17 protein-coding genes, 1 pseudogene and 1 riboswitch are annotated in these 19,587 nt (G+C 43.8%); of the genes and pseudogenes, 6 read left to right on the plus strand and 12 right to left on the minus strand.

The genetic code is table 11. The annotated features are described in order from the left end of the window. Positions 1 to 3: 3 nt before the first annotated feature. Together ACWA2B_RS20080 and ACWA2B_RS20085 are read right to left on the minus strand one after the other, a co-directional pair. Entirely contained in the window at positions 4 to 1,260 is a 1,257-nt protein-coding gene (locus ACWA2B_RS20080; RefSeq protein WP_449292562.1) for an MFS transporter, read from the minus strand. A gap of 129 nt (positions 1,261 to 1,389) precedes the next feature. Further along, positions 1,390 to 2,300, minus strand: a pseudogene (locus tag ACWA2B_RS20085) (LysR family transcriptional regulator). A 216-nt stretch (positions 2,301 to 2,516) separates the two neighbouring features. Here ACWA2B_RS20085 and ACWA2B_RS20090 point away from each other — a divergent pair. Both ACWA2B_RS20090 and ACWA2B_RS20095 read left to right on the plus strand, forming a co-directional pair. Continuing rightward, complete coding sequence (locus ACWA2B_RS20090) at positions 2,517 to 3,707, plus strand: MFS transporter (RefSeq protein WP_029517617.1); 1,191 nt, start codon at positions 2,517 to 2,519, stop codon at positions 3,705 to 3,707. 29 nt (positions 3,708 to 3,736) lie between these two features. Continuing rightward, the gene (locus ACWA2B_RS20095; RefSeq protein ID WP_029517618.1) at positions 3,737 to 4,627 is read left to right on the plus strand and encodes a shikimate dehydrogenase; all 891 of its coding nucleotides are present in this window, start codon (positions 3,737 to 3,739) and stop codon (positions 4,625 to 4,627) included. 151 nt (positions 4,628 to 4,778) lie between these two features. On the opposite strand, the gene ACWA2B_RS20100 is transcribed toward ACWA2B_RS20095, so the two are convergent. The 8 genes from ACWA2B_RS20100 to ACWA2B_RS20135 all read right to left on the minus strand — a co-directional run bounded on the left by ACWA2B_RS20100 (position 4,779) and on the right by ACWA2B_RS20135 (position 13,399). Then, complete coding sequence (locus ACWA2B_RS20100; RefSeq protein WP_165149979.1) at positions 4,779 to 6,005, minus strand: RtcB family protein; 1,227 nt, start codon at positions 6,003 to 6,005, stop codon at positions 4,779 to 4,781. A 243-nt stretch (positions 6,006 to 6,248) separates the two neighbouring features. Then, entirely contained in the window at positions 6,249 to 7,685 is a 1,437-nt protein-coding gene (locus tag ACWA2B_RS20105; protein ID WP_341071691.1) for a metallophosphoesterase family protein, read from the minus strand. 248 nt (positions 7,686 to 7,933) lie between these two features. Then, positions 7,934 to 8,935, minus strand: a complete 1,002-nt coding sequence (locus tag ACWA2B_RS20110; RefSeq protein WP_029517621.1) for a Gfo/Idh/MocA family protein — start codon at positions 8,933 to 8,935, stop codon at positions 7,934 to 7,936. Positions 8,936 to 9,132: 197 nt separating this feature from the next. Next, the gene (locus ACWA2B_RS20115; protein ID WP_013308920.1) at positions 9,133 to 9,774 is read right to left on the minus strand and encodes a deoxynucleoside kinase; all 642 of its coding nucleotides are present in this window, start codon (positions 9,772 to 9,774) and stop codon (positions 9,133 to 9,135) included. Further along, positions 9,774 to 10,394, minus strand: a complete 621-nt coding sequence (locus ACWA2B_RS20120) for a deoxynucleoside kinase (protein WP_029517622.1) — start codon at positions 10,392 to 10,394, stop codon at positions 9,774 to 9,776. Before ACWA2B_RS20120 ends, ACWA2B_RS20115 begins: the two co-directional genes overlap by 1 nt. Positions 10,395 to 10,539: 145 nt before the next feature. Further along, positions 10,540 to 11,139: a response regulator transcription factor gene (locus tag ACWA2B_RS20125; protein WP_029517623.1), complete on the minus strand. Its 600-nt coding sequence runs from the start codon at positions 11,137 to 11,139 to the stop codon at positions 10,540 to 10,542. Beyond that, positions 11,136 to 12,269 carry a sensor histidine kinase gene (locus tag ACWA2B_RS20130; RefSeq protein WP_029517624.1) on the minus strand — a complete coding sequence of 378 codons (1,134 nt, stop codon included), beginning with the start codon at positions 12,267 to 12,269 and terminating at the stop codon, positions 11,136 to 11,138. The genes ACWA2B_RS20125 and ACWA2B_RS20130 overlap by 4 nt, the downstream gene beginning before the upstream one ends. A gap of 68 nt (positions 12,270 to 12,337) precedes the next feature. Beyond that, the gene (locus ACWA2B_RS20135) at positions 12,338 to 13,399 is read right to left on the minus strand and encodes a fatty acid desaturase (protein WP_029517625.1); all 1,062 of its coding nucleotides are present in this window, start codon (positions 13,397 to 13,399) and stop codon (positions 12,338 to 12,340) included. 213 nt (positions 13,400 to 13,612) lie between these two features. Then, positions 13,613 to 13,697, plus strand: a riboswitch (ZMP/ZTP riboswitch). Positions 13,698 to 13,810: 113 nt separating this feature from the next. On the opposite strand from ACWA2B_RS20135, the gene ACWA2B_RS20140 reads away from it, so the two are divergent. The 3 genes from ACWA2B_RS20140 (at position 13,811) to ACWA2B_RS20150 (ending at position 17,026) form a co-directional block, all read left to right on the plus strand. Further along, positions 13,811 to 14,677, plus strand: coding sequence for a bifunctional 5,10-methylenetetrahydrofolate dehydrogenase/5,10-methenyltetrahydrofolate cyclohydrolase (locus tag ACWA2B_RS20140; protein WP_029517626.1), 867 nt, complete (start codon positions 13,811 to 13,813; stop codon positions 14,675 to 14,677). Then, positions 14,674 to 15,309 (plus strand): cyclodeaminase/cyclohydrolase family protein, encoded by a 636-nt coding sequence (locus ACWA2B_RS20145; RefSeq protein WP_069012904.1) that lies wholly within the window; start codon positions 14,674 to 14,676, stop codon positions 15,307 to 15,309. Before ACWA2B_RS20140 ends, ACWA2B_RS20145 begins: the two co-directional genes overlap by 4 nt. Positions 15,310 to 15,523: 214 nt before the next feature. Beyond that, positions 15,524 to 17,026, plus strand: a complete 1,503-nt coding sequence (locus ACWA2B_RS20150; protein WP_069012903.1) for a stalk domain-containing protein — start codon at positions 15,524 to 15,526, stop codon at positions 17,024 to 17,026. 116 nt (positions 17,027 to 17,142) lie between these two features. Here ACWA2B_RS20150 and ACWA2B_RS20155 read toward each other — a convergent pair whose 3' ends face one another. Together ACWA2B_RS20155 and ACWA2B_RS20160 are read right to left on the minus strand one after the other, a co-directional pair. Beyond that, complete coding sequence (locus tag ACWA2B_RS20155; protein ID WP_449292563.1) at positions 17,143 to 18,135, minus strand: ABC transporter substrate-binding protein; 993 nt, start codon at positions 18,133 to 18,135, stop codon at positions 17,143 to 17,145. A 193-nt stretch (positions 18,136 to 18,328) separates the two neighbouring features. Then, a complete protein-coding gene (locus tag ACWA2B_RS20160) occupies positions 18,329 to 18,721 on the minus strand; it encodes a winged helix-turn-helix transcriptional regulator (protein WP_068938572.1) in 393 nt (130 codons plus the stop codon). Between the two features lie 144 nt (positions 18,722 to 18,865). Between ACWA2B_RS20160 and ACWA2B_RS20165 the strand changes: the two genes are divergently transcribed. Beyond that, entirely contained in the window at positions 18,866 to 19,540 is a 675-nt protein-coding gene (locus tag ACWA2B_RS20165) for an NAD(P)H-dependent oxidoreductase (RefSeq protein ID WP_069012902.1), read from the plus strand. Positions 19,541 to 19,587 lie beyond the last annotated feature (47 nt).

A 19,587-nucleotide genomic window follows, 5' to 3' on the forward strand; every position in this document is an offset into this window, starting at 1 on the left:
TCGTTATTTGGGTTCAAGTGCAATTTTAGGCGACAATTTGCGACTTGCTGGAAAAACTAAACTGTACCGAAAATTAACAAACACCGCCAGTACGATCCCTAGCACATTCACAATAATAGCTAGCATAAAAACACTCGATATCTGAGAATGTTTCAACAGAAAGCCTGTAAACACAGGAATGATCGTGTATGAAAGCGAGGTTGCTGTATAAACAAACCCGGTAATCTGTCCTTTTCGTTGACTAAAAAATTCACTCATTACGGTTAATGTTAACTGAAGTACACCTGATATTGAAAACCCGATAACATTCGCACAAATAATGGAGGCAGCCCCTGACTTGAAAAGGAGAAGCGCTCCAAAAGCCAACAGGGAAATACATGGATAAATAAGAATAATGTGAACTGGTTTAACCCATTTTCTTAACACAATGACCAATACAAACACGGAAACCAGCGAACCCATATTGTAATAAACTAATAATCTGAGAGACTCTGATTCGGTCATACCGATAAACTGTTGTCCAAAAGTAGGCAACCATAACTGCACAATATAAAGCAAGGTAGGTCCCGTAAATCCGAGCAAGATAAGGCATAGCCCTTCCTGCCAAAACCGCGGCTTACTCCGGTCATTTGCCTCCAATTTTCCCGCTAGGCTTGATACAGAATTACCGCCACTTTGCCCCTTGGCGGGCTGCACGCGCATGTCTGGGAACTTCATTTTGAACAAGTACATTGCATTCAAAGCAAATATGAGGGCAGGTAAAAAGAAAGAGAACCCGTAGAAAATATCGTGATTCATAAAAAAGATAATCATTAGCGGTAAAAATGCCGCCCCAACGGATATAAAACCTCTCACCAATACTGTAGCCGAACCAGAGGATTGGGGGAAAGCTTCGATCAGCGCTGGATAAGTACCTGAATCAAGAAAAGAATTCGCTACGCCTGCCAGCACAGCCAGTACGATCGCCATCTCAAAGCTGGAACTCAGCGGTATACCGACCAAGAATACAGTCATCAGTAGCCCGGCTGCCACAATAAACGGTTTGCGACCATAACGGTCGGAGAGCACCCCGGATATGTACAGGGTAAACAACCTGCCAAATCCCATCGCAGAAACCAAGAGACTGATGCCCGCCTGATCTGTATGCAAATGCTCTGTTAAAAAGGACATGTGCGATGCCAGCATAATATTAAACATGCCGAACAAAAGATAGTTTACATAAAGTCCTGTCGCCACTGGAAAAGAAGTACGTTTCATCATGAATTCACCTGCTTTTGTAAGTAAGTCTTGTAGTATCAAAACGTGAATCATTTCACATTGCTTGCGTCGATGATGAAGTATAGAACACAATTTAAAATTTATCAAGTTTAAATATTGCGAGACTCCGGCTTAGACACGCTGATGCGTTTTCAGATAAAACTCCTTGCCATAACTTAGGGCAAAGTTCCGAAACTCTACTACTGCCGGGGATAAATATCTATTTTTAATGCTGGCTAGGTAGATAAAACGCTCGTATTCTGGATTAATAATAGGCAATGTTTGACGTTAAAATAATCTAACGATGAAATGCGGGGCATAACTCCGATCCCGTAATTGATAGACACCAGTCCTGCCATTGCCGTATCTTCTTCAATCTCGCAAATAATCTGTGGCGTAACGCCCGCCTTGGCAAACAAATTCTCAATAATGGGCCGAACCCCACTCTTTTTGTTGAAGAAGATCACCGGGTAATCTGCTGTATCCTTGAGATCAATTTGGTCCAGAGAAGCCAGCGGATGATCAGGTGAAACAATGACCACCAGTTCCTGCTGAGCCAGCGGAATAAACTCCACATCCGGTTCATTTTCTACGTGAGAGCAGAACGCCACATCATAGTGTTCCTGCTTCAGGCCTTGAATAATATCGTTCGTATTCCCTTGGTGAAACGAAAAGGAAATGTCTTTACGGGCATCCAGAGCTGAAAAGGCTTGGATTATTGCTGGAATGAAGTGTGAACCTAGTGTGTAAATGAACGCCAAATCTATATTACCATGACTTGGACTCACTAATTCCCGTAAGTTATGCTCCCCCTTTTCCAATTCATCCATCGCGTGCTCCACATACTTCAGAAAAAATCGTCCGTATTTGTTTAACCGAATATTTCTCCCCTGCTTCTCAAACAGATGAACGCCCAAATCCTTTTCTAATTCTGAAATCGCATGACTTAAACTGGGTTGAGTGATACATAGCCGCATAGCTGCCTGAGTAAAATGCTCCATCTCCGCAAGTACACGAAAATATTGTAAGTGCTTCAGGTTCATAATTATGTAATTCCCTTCTTTAATTCATATTTTAAATTATAGACCCAAACTATGAAAAACGATAAAAATATGCATTGGATTTATAATATCACCCCTTATATAATTAAGACATAGACATTATGTGAATATTTTCACTTGTTTATGGGCGTACTTTAATACACCTGGACGATGCCTACCTAGGCCATTGATCTAAAATTTATGTTGGGAGTTACACTTATGAAAAATCCTTATATCAGAATGGCAACAGGGCTTTATATCAACTATTTTCTTCTGGGTATGATTAATGTTATTCTCTCGTCGAATATGAGCTTTCTGACCGTGCAATTGAACACGGATAAAGCAGCCATCGGCTATCTGGTGTCAGCGATTGGAATCGGTAAACTGCTCGCTCTCGGAGTAGCCGGAAAAATGTCAGATAAATACGGAAGGAAACCACTGATTGTTATTGCATCATTTGCTTATTTAATCTTCCTAATCGGTATTCCGCTTGCACCTAACTACACCTTGGCATTCGTGTTTGCCATTATCGCAGGGCTCTGCAACTCGATGATGGATGCGGGGACTTATCCCGCACTCATTGAAGGGTTCGGAAAAAAAGCCGGGTCTGCAACCGTCCTAGTCAAAGCATCCATCTCGATCGGTGCCATTGTTATTCCTTTCATGATTGCATTTTTTATTAATCACGATATGTTCTATGGATATTCCTTCTTTATTCCAGCAGGAATTTATCTGCTGAACGGGATTTTCTTGTCAATGACCGCTTTCCCCAACCACAAAGCCGAGGAACAAAAGGCTCCAGCCGAGACTGGTCAATCAACGGATTCGTTCCACAGCGAGCCTAAGTTTTGGCAAGAAGGTTTGTCTCTGATTATTATCGGTTTTACTTCAACTGTATTGTTCATGATCGTGCAGCTATGGCTTCCTACCTTTGGACAAGAGGCTCTTGGCATGGACAAAGCCAGCGCCATTAAGCTGCTTAGCTACTATAGTATAGGTTCACTAGTTTCCGTTATTTTGTTGGCTATGGTACTTGGTAGATTCATTAAGCCCATTACCGTCATGATTGTGTATCCGCTTATTGCCCTGCTTTCTTTGCTGGCTTTAATTGTATGGCACAATCCTGTCGCTACCTTGATCAGTTCATTCTTAATCGGCTTGTCTACCGCAGGCATATTCCAAATTGCCCTTACGGTAATGACGGAATTTTTCCGCAAGAACAAAGGAACTACGACTTCTCTCGTAAACATAGCAGCCAGCCTATCGTTCATCCTGATGCCTTTGGCTACCGGGAGCATGTCCAAAAGTCTGGGAATTACCTCCGTATTCATTCTGGATATTGCGATTGCTGTAGTCAGTATTTTGCTGGCCGTGTTTGTTGCTTATCGATATAAAAAAGTGTTTCATTAAACTACACACGTTACTTGGAGGCTTATATCATGAAAAATGCTGGACGTATTGACGGAAGAACACAATTAATCGGACTGCTAGCTACACCGATCGGACACTCTTTGTCCCCGGCTATGCATAATCTTGCGTTTGAAAAGCTGGGCCTAAATAACGCGTATATGGCCTTTGAAGTAGGCAATGAACAGCTTGAAGAGGTCGTACGGGGGATGCGCGCTCTGAACATACGCGGTTATAACGTGTCCATGCCTAACAAAACAGCTATACTCCAGTATCTTGACGAGCTAGACGACAGCGCTAAATTTACAGGTGCCGTCAACACTGTCGTGAATACGGATGGTAAGCTGAAAGGCTACAGTACAGATGGATCAGGTTATGTTCGTAACTTGCAGGAGAACGGCATTGATCTGAAAGGTAAGAAAATGACACTCGTCGGCTCAGGCGGTGCTGCAACGCCGATTGCTATTGAAGCCGCTCGAGCTGGTCTCGCTGAAATTTCAATTTTCGCTCGTAATGACCAGTTCTTTGCCCGGGCGGAAGAAAATGTCCGTATGATTAATGAAGAGATGAAACATGCCCAAGTCAAGGCGAATATCTATGCATTAGAGAATCAGGAGAAGCTGCGTGAAGAGATTCTTACAAGTCATATTTTCGCTAATGGTACAGGTGTGGGTATGAAACCGCTGGAAGGCAAAAGTGTAATTGAGGATGTGTCCATGCTTCGTTCCGATCTGATTGTAACCGATGTAGTATACAGCCCAGCTAAATCCAAGCTGATGGAACAAGCTGAATCCGTAGGTGCAACCGCCATTAACGGTCTGGGCATGATGCTGTGGCAGGGCGCATTAGCCTTCGAACTGTGGACAGGCCAAGAGATGCCAGTCGCTTATATTAAAGAACAGCTTTTTGCTGATCAACTGTAAGATTTAGAGCTGCTCAACAAGCACATCAAGCCATGAGTTCCTTCTATTATATACGCATATATGTACTTTAAAGACGATGCTCGGCGAATGAACACTTCTGCCGGGCATCGTCTTTTTTATGGGTACAGCCCCGTTCTTCCTTCTCTTTTCATTAATCCTTATACGGGTCAAACTCATTGGCCCCAGCCATGCATACCCCGATTGGCTTCAGCACATGCATAACTTCCACGGTCTCGGAATGAGCGTCCAGTACCTCGCGCAGTTTGCGGTAGACGAACGGACTTTCGTCTGTACCTGCTCCGCGCAGCTCGACACCGTAGTTCCGAACAGCCTCCTTCATCTGTACATCCGTGATTTGTCCACCACTCCGTGTGCGGGTTTTCCAATTCATTTTACCGGCTGCCTGGGTACGACTCATAATACGACCTGCGCCATGGACTGTACTATAGTAGGAATCCCGATTTTCTACCGAATCTTTCCCACGCACAATCACCGAGATATCGCCCATGCTTCCTCCAATAAAGCCCATTTGGCCAGGGGCCGAGGGGGTTGCGCCTTTGCGGACTACAATGGTGTCGCGTCCATCATGCTGTTCCTTCCACGCGTAATTATGGTGGTTATGCACCGTAAAATCCGCTTCGGTCCCCATAATACCAAGCACTTGTTCTATCACATAGTCACGTCCCGCATACGCATAGCGTCCGGCAAGGCGCATCGCACGGTAGTACATGTCTCCCAGCTCACTGTTCATATCCAGCAGTACAGGCGGCTGATCCATATGTTCTCCCGGCGCCTTTCCGAGAAACTCCCGTCCTGCAGCCAAATTTAGAAACCCGCTTGCTGTTTTGTGCCCAAAGCCTCGGCTGCCGAAATGATTGGCAATCCAGACCTGTCCTGTCGCTTCCTCCACAAATACATCAACAAAGTGATTACCACTCCCTACTGTACCCAGCTGTTCCCTCGCCAAGGACTTCAGTTTGTCATGTTCTTGTTTCCCAATCGCCGCATATACTGCCCAATCTGGGTCATCGAACAGCTCATGGTCTACCTGAATTGCATTCACACGGCCTACGCCAAACGAAATATGACGTGCAATCTCATCCATCACGGCTGAAATACGTGGCATAATATCTGCGGCAAACAGCTTGGATCTTACCGCCTTATTCCCGCAGCCGATATCATACCCTACACCTGAAGGTGAAATTTGTCCGTCATACACCATCACACCGCCAATCGGCTGACTGTAGCCTTTATGATGATCTGCCATCAGTAGCGCCTGAATCACATTACCATTTTCGGCACATGTGCGGGCTTGAGATAGTGCTCCCGGGTCAGGTGATCCCCATACGCGTACTCCATTGATTTCTTGATAAGCCATCGCTTTATCCCTCCATATTTTGCAAGAAAATTTCTATATGTAAAATTGACTACTTTTGAACTTTGGATCTCTTAATAGCATTATGTACGGTTTACCCGCTTCCGAACAGGGCGTAAGTATTACAAGCACAACATCAGACGTCTCTATAAGAAAGTCCCTATAAGAAAATGAAAAAGGATATCCATGCAGCCGACCAGACTGTAGGATATCCTTTTATGATTATTTAGAAACCATTAATCAATTTTACTGATATTTTTTGATGATTCCGAATTGATCCACAATAAAAGGTTTGGCATCATTTTTGTTTTGATCAATTTCGTACGTTACGGCTGTAAGTTTATTTTCGTCTACGGTGATGCCAACAAAATTCTGTACCTGTCCTCGTACAGGTCTACGATTGTCACTCGGATCCGGGCCATATACTGCCGCATGATTCTCTTCAGCTAGTTCAAAGAGATTATAGTACTTATCTCCAAGTTTTTCACTCGGGTTCTTGTAGTAGACTTTGGGGCCAGCAGTTGCTGGGATGACATAGATACTTCCATCCGGATTCACACTATATTCAATCTTCTTATCATTTAATGTATCTTTTAATTTGGTTGACGTTGTTGCTTTACCCTCTTGGTTGATTGGTTTCGTCCGAGCATAAATATGATCGTGCCCCTGCACGACAAAGTCGATATCAAGTTTGTCCATGAGTGGAGCGATTTGGTTACGAACTCCATTGTTATCCATGATGTCAGAATCTGTTGCATGGTTAGAGGTAGTGTAGGGACCTTTGTGAATGTTAACAATGATCCACTTTGCACCTGCCCTTTTGGCTGCCGCAGCATCTTTCTTTAACCATTCAACTTGATCTTCAGAAAAATTGGCATATTTCTCTGAGTCCTCATTGGAGTTCAGTACGATAAAGTGAGCATAGCTGTAATCAAAGGAGTAGTACGCTCCTGTTTTAGTAGCAGAACCAGCTGGTTGATTAATATTAAAGTGATCATAAAAAGCGTAGTTCTCATCCTCATGATTACCTGCTGAAGGAACAATGGTTGTATTCAAAAGACTTTTTTGTGAATGTCCCAACAACCAGTCCCACTGCTCTTCTTTGGTACCGGTGTCTACGATATCTCCGTTGTGGACTACAAACTGAGCATTACCTACAGTTTGAAGTGCTTTTTCGAGCGTCTGTGAAGACAATATGGCTTCATCTTCGCTTTTCGCTTGTGTATCAGCTAAATCAATGAAGGTAAATTCGCCGCTCTTAGGAGCCGTTTGAAACGTACCTGTTTCGCTCCATATCCCGCGCGCTGCATCACCCACACGATAATAATAAGCTGTGTCCGCTTGAAGACCTGTAGCTACAGCTTTATGGACAAGCTCTTCTGGAGAATTGGTCGATGGAGAAGAAGTCCCTTCAAATGTAAGAGCACTCGTAAAATCAGCTTCAGAAGCCGTTTTCTTGATTACTTGAACAGTGCTCTTCGTGGAAAGTTTTGAAGTATACCAGGTAAATCCTTTGGAACCTTTTGTGTCTCCATAAAATGTAGCTGTAACTTTACTAATACCATGATCTGTATTCCCTGATGACTCAGCATGGACAGGCAAGGCTGACATGCCCGTAATCAAACCTAGTGCAAGAGCAACAGACATAGATGTTGCTGACCATTTTTGAAACTTCTTAAACATGTGTACACTCCTCTGTGTAGTTAATATGTAAAAGTTATAAATATGATCATATCAATCAAATGTTAATACGTTGTTTTAGGAAATATAGTAATTTGTAAAAACGAGGTGTTAAGTGACCTAGCGATTGAGGAGAAGGATAACTGCTTTACCCTTTTAGGGCTACAAAGCCAAATAAGGCTAACCGTATATTTGCAAAGTTTGCAAAATCGGCAGCCCTTTGTGCATTGCAATTTCGATCATTCCACTGACTAATGTGCAGAAGTATTTTTCAAATCTGCTTCATAACGAAGGCCGAATTGTTGTCTTGCCTCCTCCATCACTTCAGCGACTGTAAGTGAACACTCCAAAGAGTTAATGGAACTGTTGCGTTCACCAATCTTGATCAGATCTATAAATTCCTGAATTTCATAATACATGGGCTCACGCGTCTGAGCTTTGGTCAGATCCTCAATCGTGCCGTCCCGATAATGAATTTTCACCTCATAGGGCTGACTGATTTTGTCGATCACCATCGTTCCATTCTCACCCTGAATTTCAGCAGGCAGATAGGAATCTGTAATTTTGGAATACATGACGATAGCATCCATATCAGGATACTTCATCACGATACTGCCCTCGCCATCGACACCAGAGGATAAAAGCACACCAACCGCCCGAACCTCCTCAGGTTTGCCGAACAAAGTCACCATAGGATACAAACAATACACGCCAAGGTCCATCAGGGAACCATTGGAAAAGGCCGGGTTAAACGCATTCAATACCTTACCTTGCTTAAAAGCATCAAAGCGGGAGGAGTATTGACAGTAGCTTGCAAAATAACGCCGAACCCGGCCTATTTTATACATATGATCCTTTATTATTTTAAAGTTAGGCATAAGTGTGGATTTAACGGCCTCCATCAGCAGAACATCGTTGTTGCGCGCGGCTTCGATCATACTCTTCACCTCTGCTGCATTAGACGCAAAAGGTTTCTCACACAACACGTGCTTTCCGTGATTCATACATAAGATCGCCTGCTCCGCATGTAAGGAATTGGGGCTGGCAATATATACGGCATCGACCTGGTCACTTGCGGCCATTTGCGCCAGGTCTGTAAAAACCTCCGGCTGGCTGTTATATTTGTCAGCAAAAGCTTTGCCCTTATCCTCTGTGCGTGAGTATACCGCCGTCAGGGAAAATTCGTCCGTCTCCATCGCAGCTTGAATAAACCTCTCTGTTATCCAGTTGGTTCCAACAATACCAAAACGCATCACAGTATCCCATCCTTCCCGTGAGTCATTACAATTCATATGTACCTATTCTCGCATTCCAGCCTAAACTTGTCCACTATACCGTTAGCCATATCTCGTGCTTCAACATGTTTATTCGACAAAAAAAGACTGCGGTCTATCAGCTTAATTTATACTGATTGTACCACAGTCCCTGTCAGTTATTTGGGGTTATATCTCTATTTTTTTGATATTACTTTTCCTACTTCTTCCAAAATAGCATCCATGGAAGCAGGGTCATGTACATCATACTCATCAATGTTCAGACGCAGTACAGGACAGGCATCAAATTCGTTGATCCAATTGGAATATCTGCGATGCATTTGCTCCCAATAAGAACGCTCGGTCTGGATCTCCATCTCGCGACCGCGCTCCTCAATCCGACTCAGAATGGAGGGCAAACTGCCTTCCAGATAGATCAGCACATCAGGGTGAGGGAAAAACGGTGTCATCACCATCGCCTCAAACAGGCTAGTATACGTTTCATAATCGGTAGGATTCATCGTTCCCTGATCGGCATGCATTTTCGCAAAAATGCCTGTATCCTCATAAATAGAACGATCCTGCACAAAGCCTCCACCAGACAGGAAAATATTCTTTTGTTCCTTGAAGCGTTCCGCGAGAAAATAAATTTGCAAATGAAAGCTCCATCTTTCGAAATCGTGATAAAATTTCTCCAGATAGGGATTATGATCGACCTGCTCCAAAGAGGTTTTAAAACCAAGGCGTCCGGCCAAAGCACCGGTCAACGTGGATTTACCTACACCCACTGTGCCCGCTACCGTAATCAAGGCATTTGCAGGAATGTTGTAATTATTCACTATATAAGCTCCTTTACATCGGAAACAATTTGTTTAAATTGTGCCTGATTTTCTACAAAATCAATTTCATTCCCGTTCACGGTCAATATACGAGGGGAAGGGGACTGTTCAGCGAGAAACTGCATGCCTTTATCATAATCTATGATCAATTGCTCCAGATAGGCAGGGTCCATCTCCTGTTCAAAAGAGCGTGCACGCTTGCGAATTCTCCCCAGCAAGGTATCCAAATCTGCTTTGATATAAATGATAATGTCCGGCTTAGGCATATCATCTGTGAGCAAATGATAGATTTGACGATATTTTTCGAGCTTCACACCCTTAAGCGTACGTTCAGCAAAAATCAAATTCTTGTAGATATGATAATCAGAAATAACAGGCTGAGCTTTCTCGATATATTGCAGACCAGTATCCTCCAACTGCTTATACCGATTGCAGAGGAAGAACATTTCCAACTGGAAACTCCACTCATCTATATTCTGATAAAATTTATCGAGAAATGGGTTCTCCTCGACAATCTCTTTGATTATCGGCCAATGTAGCTCGGTTGAAAGCATCGAAGCTAACGTCGTTTTGCCTGCTCCGATGGGCCCTTCAACGGCTATAAATGGGGCTTGTTTCATGCGGTTCTGCTCCTCCTTGTACTCCAGTCCATCCTGTGGACAACTATCCTATTGTATCACAAGGTAGTACGCTAAAGGCATACCAAATCTATGGATAAAACAAAAAAACAGAGCGCTATATTTTGCTTCATAGCGTCTCTGTTTCTCATTTAAACCAACCTTTTTCATTAAAACGTGTAATCGCTTCGATCCGGTTACTGACACCCAACTTATCGAGAATGACTGAAATATAATTGCGCACCGTCCCTGTCGTTAAATACAGTTCACCAGCAATCTCTTTTGTGTTCTTTCCGTCAGCGATGAGCGCCAAGACGGTCTTTTCACGCTCTGTTAGCGGGTTGACTTCGGCATAAGCATCATCGACCAGTTCCGGAGCATAGATACGCCGACCTGCCATAATACTGCGAATGGAGGAAGCCAGCTCTTCACTGGGACTGTCCTTGAGTAGATAACCGTGTGTCCCCGCCTTGATCGCTCGTTCAAAATACCCAGGGCGGGCAAACGTAGTTAAAATCAGCATCTTGCAGTTCAAGCCTTTGAGTTCTTCAGCCGCATCCAATCCGCTCTTTATTGGCATTTCGATGTCCATAATGCATATATCCGGTTGATGCAGCTTCACCAGTTCTATAGCTTCTTCCCCGTTGCTTGCTTTTCCGACTACTTTCATGTCCTCTTCCAAGTCTAGCAGAGAAGCTAGAGCACCCAGCAGCATACGCTGGTCTTCTGCAATGACAATTCGAATCATGGCCCCACCTCCTCGTTCGGCTTTTCAGGGATATTGGGCACTTTAATGACCAAGGTCGTTCCCTGATCTGAACGCAGCTCCATACATCCGTTCACGAATTCGAGCCTTTCCTTCATACCTTGCAGGCCGTTTCCACGAAGGGTTCCATTTTCTCTCGTAATACCGACTCCATTATCCTGAATCCGAAGAGTTAATTCCTTACGAGACGGCTCAATCGTGATGGAGCAAGCGGTAGCTCCACTGTGTTTCACTACATTGGTTACGGCTTCCTTCATACACATGCTAAGAACATTTTCATTCATTAATGATGTATGCTCCAGCTTCGGGTCGCCCTCTAGAGTTAATTCAATGTGAGCAGCCTTTAAAATCTGCCGAATACGTAGTAGCTCATCCTCTAGTCGCATACCGCGCATTTGAGTAACCATTTCCCGTACCTCTTTTAACGCGCTTCTTGCCGTGAGACGAACATCGTTAATTTCGACATGCGCCCGCTCCGGGTACTGATCCATCAGTTTGCCCGCCAAATCGCTCTTCAGCCCAATGAGTGACAACTTCTGACCTAAGGTATCGTGCAGGTCACGCGCAATTCTTTGCCGTTCCTCCAGCTTAATCAATTCCGATATTTTCTTATTGGCATCCTCCAATTGGACTTGGAGCCGATCGCTTTTGTTGCGATTAAAATTCGTAATCGGAAGGAGAATCACACCGATCAGATTAAGCAGGATAAAAGGAATCTGTTTAATAAAAACGGGATTCTGAGAAACAAAACCATAATTGATCAATCCAATCGTAATAACCATTAAAATAATATACAGCGTCGTAAATGCAGCCTTACTTTTAATATTACCGATCAAATAGGCGATAAATATGGAAAAGTACATATAGCTGAACAGCAGTGTCATGGTAATCGATATGGCAATCTGTACACTGGTCCAAAAGTATATGAGCCAGCCTTTTGAGACAAAAGCCAGTACATAACATGCAAAGAATACCAAAATAATAGCAGTACCCAAAATAATATGACCTGTAGATGAAGAGCTAAAGTAGTAAAAGGGCAGGATGTAAAAGACGACCCAAACATAAGGGCTAAGCCCTGTATTTCTTTGGAAGATCTGATACCATTTTTGCATCCTGCCCACCCTCTTCTACTTCACATGACTTATATTCCTTATCTTATCATACCAGGTTTTGTTCAATGTTATTTTCTTTCTGTGCCTACAACAGGTGTAGGCATGGGTTTCGTAACTGCTACACGTTTGCTGAGGAGCGGCTTCACTTGTTTAAAGGTCAAAAAGGTTTTCGTATTTTCATCCCAAAGTCGGAACTTCAACGATTGCAGACTGCTACTCACTGTGATCGTGGTCGCCTTTTGAAGTAACGGTGTCGCTTCATGTGCTTTTTCCAAATTATAATTTGGAACTTTGGGACTCAGGTGATGAACGTGATGAAATCCGATATTGCCCGTAATCCATTGCAATACTTTAGGAAGCTTGTAGTAAGAACTGCCTTCTACGGCTGCATTAATATAACTCCACTCTTCATCGTGCTCAAAATACGAATCCTCAAATTGATGTTGTACATAGAACAACCAGATTCCCAACATACCGGATACAAAAAAGATAGGTGCCTGTACGAGAAGGAAGGCCTGCCATCCAATAGCCCAGCACAACAGTGCATACAATGCAACGATGGATATATTCGTCACATGAGTGTTCATTTTTTCCTTGCGTTTGGCTGTCTTGATATTAAAGCGATAGGAAATCAAAAAAGTATAGATCGGACCTAGTCCGAACATAACCCAAGGATTTCGGTATATGCGATAGGCCAACCGTGTCCATGTGGAAGCCTCTGTGTACTCTTCTACCGTAAGCACCCACATGTCACCTGTGCCTCTTTTATCCAGATTACTGCTGGTTGCATGGTGGATCGCGTGACTATTTTTCCATTGGTGATAAGGGCAGAGCGTAATAATACCTGTAATCGTTCCCACAATGTCGTTCAGCTTGCGGCTTTTGAAGAAGGATTGATGACCACAATCATGAAAAATAATAAACGTCCGTACCACAAACCCCGATGCAACAATGGCAATGGGAAGCGTCAGCCAGTACGAGACCGACAGGCTAAGATAAGCAGCATACCACAATAGGATCAGTGGACCCAAGGTATTGATAAGTTGCAGAACGCTGGATTTCGTGTTTATTTTCTCGTAGGGAGCCATATTTTTTTTCAATTGGGCTAATGGGAGTTGTGTCATACTCATTATGATCCTCCTTAAAGATGACGCCTATACCTTGATCCTGTTAGGCGTACATGTTGATCTAATCTCAGTATAAGGAGAACGCTCTAGGCGCTGTAGTCATAAACGTCAGTTCGTGTATATGACATTTGTCATATAGACAAGTAACATAACCCGTTTTCCAAATGTTCGCGGGTTTCTTTTCTGATGATTGTTTGTTAAAATATAAGGTATAATAACGCTGTATGTGACTGGCGAAGTCAGTGGAATGAACCACGAGGGAGCATACAAAAAAAGCGTACCGTTCGCCTGGGAGAAGTATTTGCAGAGGATTCGTCTGTCTTGACGACCTTGTGCAAATACTTTTTTTCGTTTTACAAGACCATGACACCCTGTTGATTCCATTATGCAATAAATTCAGAGGAGGCTCGGACTATGGCTATTATCATGAAATCCAAAGAAGCAGCTGAGCAAGTATATGCAACGATCCGTTCACAGGTAGAAGAAATGAAGCAGCAAGGACACCGTCCCCATCTGGCAACCCTATTGGTAGAAGGTGATCCGGCATCTGCATACTATGCACGGACCAAGCAAAAAATAGCGGAGAAGCTGGGCATCTCATTTCATCTCCATACGTTTGATCGTCATGTTAGCGAAACCGAGCTACTGCACCTGATCGGCAGTCTGAACGATGCATCCCATGTACATGGCATTATGCTGGAACTGCCGCTTCCCCAACATCTTTCCGCCTCCGTTATTAAACAATCCATTGCCCCCTACAAGGATATTGATGGGATTACACCCGATAACAAGCTGGCTACTGTAACAGGTGACGCCGGACTATATCCCGCAACACCTCAAGCCTGTATCGAGCTGCTCAAGCATTACGGTCACACATTGGCAGGCAAAAATGTCACGCTCGTGGGCATCGGACAGACAGTGGGACTTCCCCTTTTCCACATGTTGCAAAGAGAAAACGCCACCGTTACCGCCTGTCATGCAGGTACGCGTGATATTGCAGAGCATCTGAGCCATGCAGACATTGCCTTCGTGGCAGTCGGATGCCCTGATGTGATTACGCAAGATATGGTTCATCCCGGTTTGATTTTGGTAGATGCGGGAATTAATGAGACGCTAGAGGGAAAAATAGTGGGAGATGCCGCTTTAGACGTGGGGGAAAAAGTACATGCTATTTCTCCGGTTCCCGGCGGTGTTGGCACCTTAACGACTGCGATTTTGTACAAAAATCTGCTCAAAGCAATACATCTGCAACACTACTCCAGAGAGGTGGTTTACTCATGAGTGAACTGTCGTGGAATCATTCCATCGGACATTTTCTGAAAGAGGCTGCAAGTGCAGCTCCTACCCCTGGCGGAGGAAGTGTATCCGCACTGGCTGCGGCACTAGGCGCGGCTATGACCTCCATGACCGCCAACCTTTCACAAGGAGAAAAATACGCGCACATCCATGAACAAATCACGGACGTCATTAGCAGCATGGAAAGATTGTCTACACATTGTGAGGAATTAATGGTCGCAGACATCCAATCCTTTGAACAGTATATGACTGCCCTGCGTTTGCCCAAGGAAACAGACGAAGAAAAGCGCTATCGTACCCATTCCTTACAGACAGCGGTGATCGCTGCCATTGAGGTACCCATGCGCCTGCTGGAAGTATGCCGAGACGGATTGTCGCAAGCCTATAACATTGTGGAAGTGTCCAATAAAAATGTGATTTCGGATCTTGGCATCGGCGCGATCCTGTTCGAAGCCGCCGCTCAATCTGCCCTGCTTACCGTCGACATTAACCTTGCTTCGCTGAAAGATTTGGATGTCAAACAATCCTACGAAGCTAAAACAGCCGCACTCCTCCGTGAAATCGGACAAATCAAAGAACAAACCTTATTGATGGTGCGCAGCCGAATAACGGGCTGACCATTGGAAGAACCCGTCCCAAGTCATATTCTGCTTCCATGCTCAAAAAATAGCCTCTCAAACCCGCCTCTGCTCGTGGGTTTGGAGGCTATTTTATTGGAATCCAACGATTTGTGGAAAACTTTTCTATATATTCTTCGTCTATTGATAAGGAGATATTCCCCAAGGCGTTATTTAACCTTATATACATTGATGAAGAAATGAGGAAAAACGCATGAAAAGACGTACTCTGTTAATCAGTATGATCGCGCTGTTATTGTTCAGCTCCAGTGCATGGGCGGCCGGTGATGAATCGGCGTCCCGTATTCGCTCCTATGATTCCGGGAGTCTGATTCAATCCGATGGGAGCTTGTGGTTATGGGGCTATAATCAATCCGTACCGACTCGTGTAGAGGATAAGCCAAACGTTGTAAGAACATTTTCGAATATAATCCAGGAAGGCGATCTGATATTTACCTTACAAGATCATTCCGCCTGGTATGTGCCAAGAAACAACATTTCTGAATCCGTGAAATTCATTTCTCTGGAAGGACTACCAAACATCATAAACGTGCGTATTATGAATGATCATGTGCTCGCCCTAAACGCCGAAGGAACCGTATTATCCGCTGATCGAATCGAAAATGGTGGCAACTTTGCTCCTTTTCAAACCCTATCCGGCATCGAAAATGTTACAGAATTGGATAGTTACTATGAAAAAAGACCGCAATATGAGGAACGCTGGATCTTCTTGAAGAAGGACGGAAGTGTATGGAAAAATACAAGGTCCTTGCAGGGCTTCGAGCTTGTTCCATCATTAAAGGATATTACTGCTATCTCCAAAAACATAGCCTTAAAGAAAGACGGTACTGTATGGACATGGCCCAAAGAATTTGATAAAAATGTAACTCCGTCCGAAACTTTATCCGTATCGCAGATTCAAGCCTTATCGGACATCAAAATAATTAAGACCAATGGAAGTTCCAATCTCGCGATTGATCGACAAGGACGGTTATGGTTCTGGGGTGAAACGGTCACAGGTTACTCAGATAATACAACCTATCACAATGAAAATACCCCTGTGCTATTATCAGGAGTAAAAGATGTTAAAGACGCCTTTTTCGCCGAACGCTCCATACTCGCCCTCACCACAGCTGGGAATGTATATGTTGCGTCTCTAGATGGTGAAAAGTTACCATCCAACGCCCCCTTTACATTGCTTGCTAAAAATATTCAAAGTATCAAAGCAGGTCCACGGCACGTAATCATGCAAAAAGCAGATGGGGCCTTATGGGGCTGGGGTGTCAACAAACACGCGCAGCTAGGTATAGGAGACTATGAGTTTCTGTATAGTTCACCAGTTCCTGTACAAAAACCGATTCTTGTCCGTCTCAATGGTTCGCCTGTCTCTCTGAGTAATGGTGTCATTACCCGCAACGGGCAAGCGTTTATTCCCCTTCGTTCTGTTTTTGATAAACTGGGGGCCGAGATCGCTTATGATTTCAACAGCAAAATAGCAAAAATAGATCAGTCCAAGGCAGAAGATCACCCTGTCTTTCTAGAAATAAATTTCAAAACCAGCCAAGCAAAAGTGAACGGTAAGGCTGTAAAGCTTACCAATCCGCCCTTCATGGTGAATGGTATTGGTTATCTTCCATTAAGGCTGATCAGCGAAACGCTGGGGGCCAAGGTAGATTGGATACAAAAAGAAGATACTATTGAAATTACGACAAAATAGTAAATCAAAAACCAGTCCAAACATGATTCATGTTGGACTGGTTTTTAATGCTATATACTGTGTATAATATGCGATCTCTTATCTATTTCAACAATTTGTTATAGCGCAGAATCTGCTTATTGTTTAGCTTTATTCTCTTTTTCTCTTTCGACCAGCATATCTACGATCATATCAATCTGTCCTGTAATAGCGATTGGATCATAGCGATAATACGTATCAAAATCGTTAAAGAACACTCTATTGTTCTTCACCGCAGGAAGATTCCCCCATACAGCGGACGACTTCAGTTGCTTGAGCGCGTCACCCTTTTTCTCCGGGTCATACGTAGTCAGGAACATATAATCTGCGTCATACTGCGGCAATACCTCCATCGAAAGCTGTACCGTTTGTTCCTTGGAGTTCACTGTTTTCTTTGGCAAGTTCAGTTTGAGCGCATTGTACACGGCTTGTCCACCGCGACCCGCATTGTCGCCAAAGATCCAAAGTGCATGCTTGTCCGTCAGCTCATACAGACCGAAAGTTGCCTTTTCGTCAATCACACCTTTAAGACGTGCGCGACCTTCAGCGGCCTTTTTATCAAATGCAGCAATAAATTGCTCAGCCTTCTCCTTTTCCCCGGTGATATCGCCGAACAGCTTGACCGTATCATAAATATTAGTCGTCGTGCCGTACGGAATGTACAGGGTAGGTGCAATTTTAGACAAAGCCTCATAATTCGTATCCTTCATAACCACGATCAGATCGGGTTTGAGTTCCAACGTCTTTTCCAAATTGGTCGGATCACCCACCTCTTTGGTTCCTTGTTCCTTCAGCAAATCGGTCAGAAAAGGATTTTGAAACGCAGTCGGCTCTACACCCACCACGTTAGCACCCACGGACAGCAATTCTCCACCGTAAAAATCCGTTACAATGCGCTGTGGCTTGGTCGGAATTTGAATATCCCCTTTAACCGTTTTAAAGCTTCTCGTCTCTCCAGTAGAAGCCGACTCTTGCTTATCTCCTGAAGATGAAGCCGGATTACTTCCATTATTATTTCCGCCGCAAGCGCTGATGAATACAGACAATACAAGTAACATAGCTGTCATCATAAAATACGATTTCCTTTTCAACTGATTAGCCCCCTATATATTGTGCAGATGATCTCCCGATACATATGATAATGATTATCAATATCGTAAGAAATATATCAAGCGTCGTCCTTGCTGTCAACTGAAAAACGAACTTTGCACATTCCTTTTTAATAAACCAAAAGACCTGCCAAAATGATGGCCAGGTCTTTTTCGTGGAGCCGTCTTCAAAAACCTACACATTGGGGCTAGGTTGCTGAAGACTGCTTTCTGGTGATCGCTGTTTTGTTTTATATTCTTCTCCCCAATCTTTCATCAAGTTAATAATCGGTATGAGCGTTTTCCCGAATTCGGTGAGAGAGTATTCAACCTTAGGCGGAACCTGCTGGTATACTTCACGGTGAACGACACCATCCTCTTCCAGCTCGCGCAATTGGAGTGTCAGCATACGCTGGGTGATCCCCGGACATATCCGCCGAAAATCACTAAATCGCTTAGTCCCATACATGAGATGATACAAAATAATCCCTTTCCATTTGCCCCCAATCACGTCCAGCGTGAACTCAACTGGACACGCCTGATCATTTCCAGCGGTACATTCCCCAAAGCCGCCTTTCCGATTACGCATAGGCTTTTCTCCTCCTTAGTATCATTTTATATACTACAGCACATTAATGTGCGTACTTCAAAAACGGTCATGTATATTCTAATATTAAGCATGTCACTTGGTAAGCGTCAATTTTAATCAACATCCATAAGGAGTGGAATAACGATGGAAACCTTAGCTACTACTAAAGATCAAATCTTATCCGCATACGAGTTCAGACATGCAACGAAGGAATTTGATAGTCATAAGAAAATTAGCGATTCCGATTTTGATTTTATTCTTGAAACCGGTCGTTTATCTCCAAGCTCGTTTGGCTTTGAACCCTGGAAATTTGTTGTCGTTCAGAGTAAAGCTATGCGTGAGAAGCTACTGCCTTACTCTTGGGGGGCCCAAAAACAACTGCCAACAGCCAGCCATTTTGTACTCATCCTCTCTAGACTTCCTGAAGATATGATAGCCTCCTCCGATTATATCAAGAGTATGATGGAGAACGTGCAGCAATTACCAGCTGAAGTGATGCAAGGCAAAGAGAAAGTATATGACGCCTTCCTAAAATCAGATTTTGCGCTGGAGGAAAACAAAAGAGCCTTGTTCGAGTGGGGCTGCCGACAAACCTACATCGCACTGGGCAACATGATGACTGCCGCAGCCCAAATCGGCATTGATTCCTGCCCTATCGAAGGTTTTAATAAACAGGAAATCGAACGCATCCTCTCTGAAGAAGGCATTATGGATGCCAAGCATTTCGGTATTTCTTGTATGGTGGCATTTGGCTACCGTCTCAACGAGCCGCGTGGCAAAACTCGGCGACCTGTAGATCAGGTTATTGAGTGGGTGTAAAACCTTTTCTCTAAAACAAAGGGGTGTCCCCACAGCCATTTCGATGG

This window comes from Paenibacillus sp. CMM36 (assembly GCF_053570945.1).